Source organism: Cohnella sp. (genome assembly GCF_041641335.1).
Taxonomy (GTDB): Bacteria; Bacillota; Bacilli; order Paenibacillales; family Paenibacillaceae; genus Cohnella.
Map to the genome: position 1 here is coordinate 1 of NZ_JBEPYQ010000064.1, position 12,354 is coordinate 12,354.

Here is a 12,354-nt window from a genome sequence, read left to right on the forward strand (position 1 = left end):
CAATGCGATTGCCGCCCGGCGCGGCGATGGACGCTCCGCCACTGATCAGCGCGCCCAGCTTGTTCTCCAAGGCCGCGATCTGCTGCTTTAATTGGCCGATTTCTCCCCGGCTCACGCCCGCCTCGGCGGAGACTGGCGCGGACGATTGCTCGCCGGCGTCGCCGGAGCACAGCTTGAGCAGCGCAATCTCGAACATCGTTTGAGGATGCGCCGCGTATTTCATTTCGCTTTGATAACGATTCAACAGATCAATGATAGCAAATAACCGCTCGCGAGAAAATCCGGAAGCCATTTCCTTAAGCTCGGCAGGATTAGCCACTCTTCCCGAAGAGTCGCCGGCTTCCGGAGCAAGCTGCGCCAGCAGCAGATCGCGGAAGTAGTGCATCAGCTGCTCCAGACATTTGTCCGCGCTCTTCCCCGCTTTCATCATTTCGTCGATCTCGATCAGCACTTTGGAAGCGTCGTTCTCCCGGATGGCGGCCGCCAGTCTGGAGAACTGCTCGGAAGGCAGCCCTCCCGTCGCTTCGACCGCTTGATCCAGACTGACCCGTCCGCCCGTAAACGAGGAAATTTGATCAAGCAGACTGAGCGCGTCCCGCATGCCCCCATCGGACAGTCGGGCGATGTATCGAAGCGCTTCGTCTTCCGCGGAGATGCCTTCCTCCGCGCATATCTCCTTCATCAGCCCCGTCTGCTCCTCCAACGGAACCCGTCGGAAGTCGAATCTCTGACAGCGCGAGATGATCGTCGGAGGCAGCTTGTGCGGCTCCGTCGTCGCGAGGACGAACATCACGTGGCCCGGCGGTTCCTCCAGCGTCTTCAGCAACGCGTTGAAAGCCTCCGTAGTTAACATATGGACTTCATCGATAATATACACTTTGCGCCGCACTTCGGTCGGCGAATATTTGACTTTATCGCGAATGTCGCGAATTTCCTCCACGCCGCGATTGGAGGCCGCATCGATCTCGACGACGTCCATGACCGAACCGCCGGTAATCCGCTCGCATTGCGAACACGAGTTGCACGGCTCGGGCGAGGGGCCGTGTTCGCAGTTGACCGCTTTCGCCAATATTTTCGCCGCGCTGGTCTTCCCCGTTCCTCTGGGTCCGCTGAACAGATAGGCGTGAGAGAGCCGATCTTCGCGAATCGCGTTCTGTAAAGTCTGTACGATATGCTGCTGCCCGACCATGTCCTTGAACGTCTGGGGACGCCAGGCCCGGTACAAAGCCAAATGTGCCATTGCTTGTCGCTCCCGTCGGCTTGCCGTTTCACCCATTATACATCATCGGATGGATGCGCTCCACCTTCAAGAACAGGGAAGACTGACGACGAACAGCGTTCCGCCCCCGTCCGAGGCCACTTCGATGCTTCCTCCCAATTCGTCCACGATCCGTTGGCAGACGGACAACCCCAGTCCCGTGCCTTGGGGCTTGGTCGTGAAGAACGGATCGAATACCTTCTCCAGCACCTCGGGCGGAATTCCCGGTCCCGTATCCCGGAACTCCACCGCAACCCGGTTCGACTCCTCCGCGCTGCAGCACTCGCGAATTATTAAAGTCCCTCCTCCGTCCATCGCTTCGATCGCGTTTTTCCCCAAGTTCAGGAATACCTGCTTCAGCAGCTCCTTGTCCGCCAATATCGGAGGCATTTCAGGCTTGGGGTAATAAATCACCGTTACGTTGTGCAGCAGCGCTTCGTTGCGGATCATCGGCAAAATTTCCTGGATGATCCCCCCGACTCTCATCGATACTTGCCGTAATTCCTTGGGCTTGCTGAGCAGCAAAAATTCGCTGACCAGATCGTTCACCCTATCCAGCTCGGACAATACGATGCCGACGAACTCTTGCTCTTTCTCCATATCGCGATCCCTAAGGGACTTATTCAGAAGCTGCATGAATCCTTTGATGGCCGTTAGCGGATTGCGAATCTCGTGAGCCGTGCCCGCCGCGATCTGACCGATCGTCTTCAGCCGGTCCGAACGCCGGACCTGCTCCTCCAATGCCATTCTGTGCGACACGTCGCGGAACAGCACGAAAGCGCCCGTCCGCTCCTCCCCTTCCGTCAAGCTCTCGCCGTCGATCATAAGCATATGCACCTGCTTGTCCTGCTTCCAGTTCAAGACCCTGTTGCGGAAGGTCTGTCCTTCGAGCAAGCTGCGGTCGAACGGCCGGGGCTGCAATCCGACCTCGTCAAACCATCTCTCCGCATGCTTATTGACGATATCGGCGCGAGGAAGACCGCATAGCGAGACGATCATGTCGCTGACTTCGACGATGCGAAAATCCGAGTCCAGCAGCATCACGCCGACTCCCTCCATGCTGAGAAACCGGTTGACGAATTGCCGGACATAACGTTCCCGCTTGGCATCGCTTCCGGCGGCCAGGCGGATTTCCGCGAGATTTGCCGGTTCGTCCATCATTTTCACTTCACCTCCGGACTACGATCCAGCAATTGTAAATATTCGGTATATCGCGCGATTTCCCTCCTTCCGCCTATGAGGGGAGAAGTATTTTCTTCGCCTTCCAGGCTTGTGACGCATAGCGGCATTCCGGAATAGAAAAAGCACCATGACTGAATCGTCATGGTGCTGTGCTCGTATTCGGAATCAGAACCGTGCACCTGATCTCGATAATTGTGAACCAGCCGAATAGGAGCGAGTCGCTCAAGCAAGGCTACCCTCCAGCACAAGAACTAAACCACTTACGGCTGCTTCCTTCCGGACCTGACCGGGTTCATGGCCGTCCCTCGCGGAGGACCCTGCCGTCAACACGGCAACGCGCCTACCGGAACCTGCATCACAAAACCTCAAACAGGAATTCAACCTCGCTGGAGCGGATTGCGAGTTACAGGGCACCGCTACCTCCCCGTCTAGCACGGCAAAACTAAGTATAGCGAGTTGCGAGAGGAAATGCAACCGAAGGAAACAGTTCCCGGTAAAAACGACGTCCCGGCCGACGAACAACTCGTGTGCCAAACAGGGCAAACCGCACCTTACTTCATCGACTGGACATGAATCGTATACCGGGGATAGTTGAAGCGAAGCACCGTCGCGGCCTGCTGTTCGACCGTCGGTATTTCCCGCGGGGCAAGCCCCTCCGCCAGCTTGATCGTGACGTAAGCGTCCGAACCGTTGAACGTGACGTTGGAATCGGCTACTCCGGGCACGTTCTGGATCGCTTGCCGCATCGTCAGGTTGTCGTTTCTGTAGTCCGTCGCGATATGGTGACCCGGCAGTCCAGGGTGGGTGTTCGTCTGGCCGAGATAACCGTCCTGCCTGTAGTTTTGCGGTTTCACGCCCGAACCGGCTTTCCCGTTGTTCGCGCAGCCGGAGAGCGCGAGCAGCAGACAAATTCCGGCCAGCGCCGTTTGCCATTGCCTTTTCATGAAAAAAACCTCCCTTTTATCCCGTAGGATTTCAAAGGAGGCTTATCTCTATACGGCCCTTTTTTTGCACGTTACGACAACCGAGCGCGTCTGTCGACGCTGGCTAACGGTTGCGTGATTAGATACCGTATTTTTTCTTAAACTTGTCAACGCGACCGCCCGCATCGATAAACTTCTGTTTACCGGTGTAGAACGGATGGCAAGCCGAGCAGATTTCCACTTTCAGATTCGACTTGATCGAACCTGTTTCGAAAGTGTTGCCGCATGCGCAAGTCGCCGTAACTACGTTGTATTGCGGATGAATGGATGGTTTCACAGGTTTCACCTCTTTCTGCCCTGGATCAACAGTCGGACCCAGAGTATTAGACACATGAACAGAGTATACCACTTCCGTATACGGAAATTCAACCGTATTTATTTCGAATACGGAATGGAGAATTTAACCGGCTTTGCCGCACGAGCTGCGCCAGACTTAATGGACGGCCGCTTGTCCGCCCTATCCGCATTATGACGACATAACCGGAGGCACGTGCGTGTACGAGCCGATGACGACGTCCGGCAGCTCCTGCTTGTAGATGTCGAGCAGCGTCTTCATGCCGTAAATTTCTCCCTGAGCGGGCGGGATAAGCTCAAGATAAGCGTCCGGATCGATGTTCAGGTTCCGCATCTGGATCAGCTTGAGCCCCGTCCTGCGAGCGAAACCGATCATCGCCTCGATTTCCTCCTCGCGGTCCGTGACGCCCGGGAAGATCAAGTAGTTGATCGACGTGTATACGCCCTTGTCCGCCGCGTACCGAAGCGATTTCTCTACGTTCTTAAGCGTATAGCCGCGAGGCTTGTAGTACGCGTTGTAGTGGTCGTCCAGCGCGCTGATCGTGCTGACCCGCATCAAGTCGAGCCCGGCGTCCGTAATGGCCCGCAGATGGTTGGACAGCCCCGCGTTCGTGTTGATATTGATGTAGCCGAGCGACGTCTTCTCGCGCACGCGCTTGATCGATTCGATTATCGTCTTCGCCTGCGTCGAAGGTTCCCCTTCGCAGCCTTGGCCGAAGCTGATGATCGACCGCGGCGTCTTCAGGTGCTCCAGCATGATATCGACGACTTCGTCCACCTCGGGGCGGAACTTCAACCGCGTCTGCGGAGCGACGAAGCCGCTGTCGTCGGGCTGCTCCGAAATGCAGCCGTAGCAGCCGGCGTTGCAGGAGAACGACACGGGGACGGCGCCCTCAAGCCGCTGCAGGAACGTGTTGGAGGCCGTAAGGCACTCGTATTCCAGCGCACAGTGCGACAAGTGCTTATACAACCGGTTGTCCGGATAAGCCCCGAGCAGCCGGTCCACTTCGAGCTTCAGCTCGTTGCGGTCGCAGTTCTCGGGATTCCACGGTTCCGGATCGTCGCTCTGCCCAGCCGCGACGTAGAACCCGCCGTCCTTCCAGACGACCGCGGTATAGCCGAACAGAGGAAACTTCTGCGATTTGTCCGTCTTCGAGTAGCCGGGAACGTAAAAGCGCGTAAAGCCCTGCGGCAGCAGAGCTCCCACCGCTTGATAGTTGCCCGGAAGCAGCTGCATTCTGCCGCTGTCCGGGTCCATGCCGATCGCCCGCGTATGCGGCAGGCCGACAAGCGTCGCTCCAGCAGGCAGCGGAATGAGCTCGTCTTCGAGAAGCTCGACGAGATTGTCGCCGCTGCGGGCTACGCCGAACAGCTCGGGGTGATCGAATACGTTGCCTTGTTCGTCTGCATATACCAGGTGCATCGCTTAACCTCTCCTTCGAGACTCAGGTGCTGCTCCGAGGAGGCCGGCGTCCGCCGGTGCTTGAAGAATGGCTGGAGGAGCTTGGCGCGCTCGATGGCGCGTTGACGTCCAGCATATCGAGAAACTCCTGGTTCGTCTTCGTGTTGGCCAGCTTCTTCAGGAAGCCCTCTACGTATTCCATGGAATCGTTCATGCTCTTGCGGATCGCCCACAGCTTGTCGAGCGCTTCCTTGTCGAGCAGCAGCTCCTCCCGTCTCGTCCCGGAACGACGGATGTCGAGCGCCGGGAAGATGCGCCGTTCGGAAAGCTTGCGATCCAGGTGCAGTTCCATGTTGCCTGTGCCTTTAAATTCTTCATAGATGATATCGTCCATACGCGAACCGGTCTCCACGAGCGCGGTGGCCAGAATCGTCAAGCTTCCGCCCTCTTCGATGTTGCGCGCCGATCCGAAGAAACGCTTCGGCCTGTGGAACGACGCCGGATCGATACCGCCCGACAGCGTGCGTCCCGAAGGAGGAACGACCAAGTTATACGCCCTCGCGAGGCGCGTGATGCTGTCCATCAAAATAACGACGTCCCGCTTATGCTCCACCAGACGCAGCGCGCGTTCGAGCACCAGTTCCGCGACTTTGATATGGTTCTCCGGCACCTCGTCGAAAGTGGATGCGATCACCTCGCCCTTGACCGAACGCTGCATGTCCGTCACTTCCTCCGGACGCTCGTCAATCAGCAGCACGAACAGATCGATTTCCGGATGGTTGGTCGCGATGCTGTTGGCGATTTCCTTCAGCAGCAGCGTCTTGCCCGCTTTCGGCTGTGCGACGATCAATCCGCGTTGGCCCAATCCGACGGGTGCGATAAGATCCATGATGCGGGTAGACAGGTGAGTGGGAGACGTTTCGAGCTTGATTTTTTTCTGCGGGTAGAGCGGGGTGAGTGCGGGAAAGTGCAGGCGTTCCGCGGCGGTTTCCGGAGCTACGCCATTGACGGCGTTCACTTGCAGAAGGCCGAAATAACGTTCGCTTTCCTTCGGAGCCCGACATTTGCCGGACACCAGATCCCCCGTGCGCAAATCGAATTTGCGAATTTGCGAGGCCGAGATGTAAATATCTTCCGGACTCGGCAAGTAGTTGATCGGCCTCAAGAACCCGAAGCCTTCCGACAGAACCTCCAGTACGCCTTCCATATACATGAGGCCGCTTCGTTCCGCCTGCGCGCGCAAAATCGCGATAATCAATTCTCTCTTTTTCATCTGGGCATAGTTATTGATCTGGTGCTGCTTGGCGAGCTTGTACAGCTCGGTCAGCTTAAGCCCTTCCAGATCGCCCATCGTTAGATCGGTCAATGGAATCCCTACTTTTTGTGAATTAGGTGAACTTCGAATCGAAATGAAACCTATCCGTCTCTCCATACTTCGGCGCCCAGATTGCTGAGCTGCGCGACGAGGCGCTCGTATCCCCGGTCGATGTATTCGACCCCGCTGATCTCCGTCGTGCCCTCTTCGACCGTCAGCGCGGCCACGACGAGCGCGGCGCCGGCGCGAAGATCGGCGGCTTTGACCTTGGCGGCGTTAAGCGGAGCTCCCTCGATGATCGCGGACCGGCCTTCCACCCGAATCTGCGCGCCCATGCGCACCAGCTCGGGAACATGCTTGAACCGGTTGTTGTAGACATAATCAGAGAGGACGCTGACTCCGCGGGCCTGCGTGAGCAAGCTCGTCATCGGCGACTGCAGGTCGGTGGCGAAGCCAGGATAGACGAGAGCTTTGACGTCCACGGCCTCGTAGAGGGATTGTCCGACGACGCGGATCGCTTCGTCCATCTCGTACACATGTACGCCCATCTCCTGCAGCTTGGCGGTCATAGCTTCCAGATGTTTCGGAATGATATTATCGATAAGGACGTCGCCCCGGGTAGCCGCAGCGGCGATCATGTATGTTCCAGCTTGTATGCGGTCGGGAATGATCGAATGGCGGCATCCGTGCATTTCGCGGACGCCCTCGATGCGAATCGTCTCCGTGCCCGCTCCTTTGATCTTCGCTCCCATGGCGTTGAGCAGAGTCGCCACGTCGATGATCTCCGGCTCCTTCGCCGCGTTCTCGATCAAGGTTAACCCTTTGGCGCGCGAAGCCGCCAGCATGATGTTGATCGTGGCTCCGACGCTTACGACGTCGAGATAGATTTTGGCCCCTCTCAATTCCTTGGCCCGGATCCGAATCGATCCGTGATCGTTCGTCACTTCGGCGCCAAGCGCTTCGAAGCCCTTAATGTGCTGATCGATCGGGCGCGGTTCGAAATTGCAGCCCCCGGGCAGACCGATCGTCGCTTCCCCGAATCTACCTAACAAAGCCCCCATTAAATAATAAGATGCCCTTAATAGCTTGACCCTTCCGTTCGGCATCGGAACCGATGTCATCGCGGACGGATCGATCGTCATTGTGTCTTCTTGCCATGTTACCTTGCCGCCGAGTTGTTCCAGAAGCTCCGCGTAGACCGCTACGTCGCTTAGCTGCGGGAGGTTGTCCAGCCTGACCTCGGATTCCGCCAGTATTGCAGCGGGAATAAGAGCGACGGCGCTGTTCTTCGCGCCGCTGATTCCGACCGTCCCTCTGAGCGGCCGGCCTCCGCGGACCATCAATTTATCCATGAATGCCGTCTTCCTCCTCGTGTTGTTGCCGATGGGAATCACCGGCACATGAAGGAACGGGAAAACGCCCCATGACGTTTTCCCGCGTTAAAATACGATGATAGGATGCTGTGCTCGATTATGCTTTGTTGCTGCTTCCGAACAGGCGAATTTTCTCCTGTACGACGGCTTTCATAGCGTCGCGGGCAGGCGTCAAATATTTGCGAGGATCGATCACGCTGTCGTTCTTGCCGAGAACGTCGCGAATAGCGGCCGTGCAAGCGACTTGGTTCTCGGTGTTCACATTGATCTTGCCCGCTCCGGATTGAATCGCTTCGCGAATCATGTCGTCCGGAACGCCGGAGCCGCCGTGAAGAACGACAGGAACCGGAATTTTGGCTACAACCTCTTTGATGATATCGAAGTGGATTTTCACTTCGCCCTTGTACATGCCGTGAGCCGTACCTACGGCGATAGCCAGACAGTCGACGCCCGTCTCTTCGTAGAAACGGATCGCTTCCTCAGGCTTGGCCAACTTCGCGTCCGCTTCGTCCACGCTCAGATCGTCTTCGACGCCGCCGATCGTGCCCAGTTCGCCTTCGACGGATACGCCCATCGCATGAGCAGCCTTAACGACTTCCTTGGTCAAGCGAATGTTGTCCTCGAAGGAATGGTGGGAGCCGTCGAACATAACGGAGGAGAAACCGGCGCGGATACATTTCATTGCAATATCGAAATTGCTGCCATGATCCAGGTGCAGCGCGATAGGCAGACCGGATTTCTCGGCAGCCGCCTTGGCGATCGCAACCGTATACTCCATCCCCATGTATTTCAGAGCGCCTTCGCTGACGCCGAAAATGAATGGGGAATTTTCCGCGATCGCGGCTTCCGTGATCGCTTGGGCAAACTCCAGATTGTTCATGTTGAACTGACCGATAGCATACTTGCCGGCTTTGGCTTGAGGTAAAAATTCGGACATCGAAACTAATGGCATAGTGTACAATTCCTCCTGCGGTTTCATTCGATTTCTCACGCATCGTACATACTGCGTTATTATAACACAAAATAACTTTGCGAGGTAAACCGAACTCTTGTTTCCAGGTTTAACCGCGCCTCCGGCCCGGGAGCGGAATCACGAGCCGGTAGCGAACTGGGAAGACGACCCGTGCCCAAGCTGCATGTTGACGGCCAGCCTCATCTCGTCGATGTCGAACGGCTTCGTAAAATGCATCAGCGCGCCCAGATCCGTAGCTTCCTTGATCATATCCAGTTCTCCGTAAGCGGTCATCATGATGACCTTGATGTCCCGGTCGTACTCCTTGATCTGCTTGAGAATCTCAAGCCCGTCCATCCCTGGGATCTTCATGTCGAGCAGAACGAGATCGGGACGGTTCGTGCGCACGATGTCCAAAGCCGTTCTTCCGTTCGCCGCTTGAAAGGTGTCATAGCCCTCGGTAGCGAAAACCTCCAACAACAAAATGCGGATACCGACCTGATCGTCTACGATCAATAATCTTTTCTTGTCCAAGAGCTCATCCCCCCGAATCACTGTTGTAGCCTTATTCGTGACCAGAAGCGCGAATTCCTTCTCTTTCCATGTAAAAATATGTACAACGTTTCAAATATCGATTATTGACACTTTGCGGCCCTTCTTATTCAACGGTCCTCCAGCATCCGAAAAAAAAGGCTGTCCCCATAAGTAAGGGCGTACAAGATTGTCGATGAAAAAAGGTGGGCATCTATCTCCCGGAGACTGCCTCATACGGTCCTGAAATCACCTCTTAACGGGTTTACCGTTCCTATTTCAGGATCGTATAGCATCGGAGGGAGATAGATGCCCATGAACATCAATCCAACGATAATCGTTCTGTACGCCTCTGTTTACTTATGGGACAGCCCCCCGTCGCTTCTCCCGGATTACGCTTCAGAACGACGCAAGGCCGCTTTCACGAATTCGCGGAACAACGGCTGCGGACGGTTCGGACGCGAGGTGAACTCCGGATGGAATTGCACCGCCAGGAACCAAGGATGGTCCGGCAGCTCGACCATCTCCACGAGACGTCCGTCCGGCGAAGTTCCGGAAATAAGCAGGCCGGCCGATTCGATGCGCTCGCGGTACTCGTTGTTGAACTCGTACCGGTGGCGGTGACGTTCGTAGACGAGCTCGTCCCCGTAGCATTGCGCCGCCAGACTGCCCGGCACCAGCTTGCACGGATAGAGGCCGAGGCGCATCGTGCCGCCGAGGTCCTCGATATCCTTCTGTTCCGGAAGCAGGTCGATGACCGGATACGGCGTCGCCGGGTGAATCTCGGAGCTGTTCGCGCCGTCCAGGCCGGCCATGTAACGGGCGTACTCGACGACCGCTACCTGCATGCCGAGACAGATGCCGAAGAACGGCGTGCCGCTCTCGCGGGCGTAACGGATCGCGGTGATTTTCCCTTCGATGCCTCTGTCTCCGAATCCGCCCGGCACGAGAATGCCGTGGACTCCGCCCAGCTTCTCTTCCACGTTGCCCGGCTCGATCTCTTCCGCGTTCACCCAGCGGATGTTCACTTCGGAATCGGCGTCGATGCCCGCGTGAGCAAGCGATTCGACGATGCTCAGATAAGCGTCGTGAAGCGCCACGTACTTGCCCACGATCGCGATTTCCGTCGTCTTCTTGAGCGACTTCACCCGGTTCACGAGCGCTTCCCACTCCGTCATGTCCGGAGCGCCGGCGCTCAGATTCAGATGCTTGACGACATAGTCGTCGAGCCCCTGCTCGCGCAGGTTAAGCGGAACCTCGTACAGCGTCGAGGCGTCGCGGCATTCGACGACGGCGTTGGCGTCGATGTCGCAGAGGGAGGCGATCTTGCGTTTCAGATCGTCGGCCAGCGGATACTCCGTGCGGCAGACGATGACGTTCGGCTGGATGCCGATGCTGCGCAGTTCCTTCACGCTGTGCTGGGTCGGCTTCGTCTTGACCTCTCCGGCCGCTTTAATATAAGGAATGAGCGTCACGTGAATATACATCACGTTATCTCGTCCGATGTCGCTCTTGATTTGGCGAATCGCCTCAAGGAACGGCAAGCTCTCGATGTCTCCAACCGTGCCGCCGATCTCCGTGATGACGACGTCCGATCCGGCTTCCTTGCCCGCGCGGAAGACGCGGTCCTTGATCTCGTTCGTAATGTGCGGAATGACTTGCACCGTGCCGCCGAGATATTCTCCCCGGCGCTCCTTGCTGATGACTGTCGAATAAATTTTGCCTGTCGTCACGTTGCTGTTCTTCGATAGATTGATATCGATAAACCGCTCGTAGTGTCCCAAATCCAGGTCGGTCTCCGCCCCGTCGTCGGTCACGAACACTTCTCCGTGCTGGTAGGGACTCATCGTCCCCGGATCGACGTTGATGTACGGATCGAACTTCTGAATGGTCACCTTAAGCCCGCGATTCTTAAGCAACCTGCCCAGCGAAGCGGCCGTTATGCCCTTGCCGAGCGAAGAGACGACGCCCCCCGTTACGAAAATATATTTGGTCACCCTGTACGAAACCTCCCGCTGCCTGCTGATGCGGCATTCTCGATTAGCTTTGCCTGAAACTGTTTTTCCCTTGCAAAACCGGGGAAAAAATAAAAAAGTGTCACCCAATAAATGGGGGCACTTTTCAAAATCCATCACTATAGAAAACCGCGCTTCTAAAGCCCAAGCCTAAGTTTAACTTCTGGAATGGGCGGTGTCAAGTAGAACGGTTCCCCCATTTCGCCTACGGGAAAGCCGGATTCTCGCGGCGCCCGGAAGCGCCGCGGACCGGTCAATTATCGTCTTCGTCGTCGAAATCTTCGTCTGCAGCTTCCTCTTCTTCGTCGTCGAAATCTTCGTCCTCGTCGACCGGTTCAATCTCTTCGTCGATCTCGGCTTCTTCCTCGTCCTCGAGCACGACCTCGTCGTCGGCGTCCGCAGCTTCTTCGCCTTCTTCGAACACGCCTTCCTGATCCTCGTCGAACAGATCGTAGCTCTCGTCGTCTCCGGACGCGACTTCCTCGTCTTCGCCGTACAGATCGTCGTCTTCGTCATCGTCGTCGTCGTTGATGATGCGAGGACGCTTCGCGCCTCCCATCTGCTCGTCGGAACGCTCGACCGGATACCAGCGCTTCAGGCCCCAGACGTTGCCGCCTACGCAGGCGAATCTTCCGTCGATGTTGATTTCCGTGTAGAGTTGGGCAATGACTTCCGTGATTTGCTCCTGGGACAATCCGCGCATCTTGGCGATTTCCATCATCAGATCGCGATAGTAGAACGGGGTGTTCGCTGTCTTCAACAGCTCATAAGCCAGATCGACCATCGGCATCTCGCGGATTTTCTCGGAGTCGATTTTCAGCACGTATTCGGCGCTCACGCGACTTCCATCCTCTCTGTATGTGAACCGGTATAAACCTTCACGTTAATTTGTCAACCTTTAGTAAACCGTATTTCGCCTAAAATTGCAAGTCGCTAAAACGAAAAAGCGAAGGCGTGTCCCCGGCGGACGGCGCCTTCGCTTTTCGACTGTATCCTTCCCGGCCGCTCCGCGGGCGGAGGAACCGGCATGACCAAGAGTCTCACCGGGA

11 protein-coding genes and 1 other RNA gene are annotated in these 12,354 nt (G+C 56.6%); all 12 read right to left on the reverse strand.

The features are described from left to right. A partial coding sequence (gene dnaX, locus ACESLM_RS19710) for a DNA polymerase III subunit gamma/tau (protein WP_372633280.1) occupies positions 1-1,240 on the reverse strand: 1,240 nt, incomplete at its 3' end. Positions 1,241-1,306: 66 nt separating this feature from the next. Then, positions 1,307-2,419, reverse strand: coding sequence for a two-component system sensor histidine kinase NtrB (locus ACESLM_RS19715; RefSeq protein WP_372633282.1), 1,113 nt, complete (start codon positions 2,417-2,419; stop codon positions 1,307-1,309). 192 nt (positions 2,420-2,611) lie between these two features. Beyond that, positions 2,612-2,877: signal recognition particle sRNA large type (ffs, locus tag ACESLM_RS19720), an RNA gene on the reverse strand. A 114-nt stretch (positions 2,878-2,991) separates the two neighbouring features. Then, complete coding sequence (locus ACESLM_RS19725; protein ID WP_372633283.1) at positions 2,992-3,384, reverse strand: hypothetical protein; 393 nt, start codon at positions 3,382-3,384, stop codon at positions 2,992-2,994. A gap of 118 nt (positions 3,385-3,502) precedes the next feature. After that, complete coding sequence (gene rpmE / locus ACESLM_RS19730) at positions 3,503-3,700, reverse strand: 50S ribosomal protein L31 (RefSeq protein ID WP_094045053.1); 198 nt, start codon at positions 3,698-3,700, stop codon at positions 3,503-3,505. A 189-nt stretch (positions 3,701-3,889) separates the two neighbouring features. Further along, complete coding sequence (locus ACESLM_RS19735; protein WP_372633285.1) at positions 3,890-5,140, reverse strand: radical SAM family protein; 1,251 nt, start codon at positions 5,138-5,140, stop codon at positions 3,890-3,892. 22 nt (positions 5,141-5,162) lie between these two features. After that, positions 5,163-6,470, reverse strand: a complete 1,308-nt coding sequence (gene rho, locus ACESLM_RS19740) for a transcription termination factor Rho (protein WP_372633321.1) — start codon at positions 6,468-6,470, stop codon at positions 5,163-5,165. A 65-nt stretch (positions 6,471-6,535) separates the two neighbouring features. Then, positions 6,536-7,786 carry a UDP-N-acetylglucosamine 1-carboxyvinyltransferase gene (locus tag ACESLM_RS19745; protein ID WP_094045049.1) on the reverse strand — a complete coding sequence of 417 codons (1,251 nt, stop codon included), beginning with the start codon at positions 7,784-7,786 and terminating at the stop codon, positions 6,536-6,538. A gap of 118 nt (positions 7,787-7,904) precedes the next feature. After that, entirely contained in the window at positions 7,905-8,759 is an 855-nt protein-coding gene (gene fba / locus ACESLM_RS19750; RefSeq protein ID WP_094045047.1) for a class II fructose-1,6-bisphosphate aldolase, read from the reverse strand. A 138-nt stretch (positions 8,760-8,897) separates the two neighbouring features. Continuing rightward, entirely contained in the window at positions 8,898-9,293 is a 396-nt protein-coding gene (locus ACESLM_RS19755) for a response regulator (RefSeq protein ID WP_094045045.1), read from the reverse strand. 389 nt (positions 9,294-9,682) lie between these two features. Further along, positions 9,683-11,287: a CTP synthase gene (locus ACESLM_RS19760; RefSeq protein ID WP_094045043.1), complete on the reverse strand. Its 1,605-nt coding sequence runs from the start codon at positions 11,285-11,287 to the stop codon at positions 9,683-9,685. A gap of 271 nt (positions 11,288-11,558) precedes the next feature. Beyond that, complete coding sequence (gene rpoE, locus ACESLM_RS19765) at positions 11,559-12,143, reverse strand: DNA-directed RNA polymerase subunit delta (protein ID WP_372633287.1); 585 nt, start codon at positions 12,141-12,143, stop codon at positions 11,559-11,561. Between the last annotated feature and the right edge of the window lie 211 nt (positions 12,144-12,354).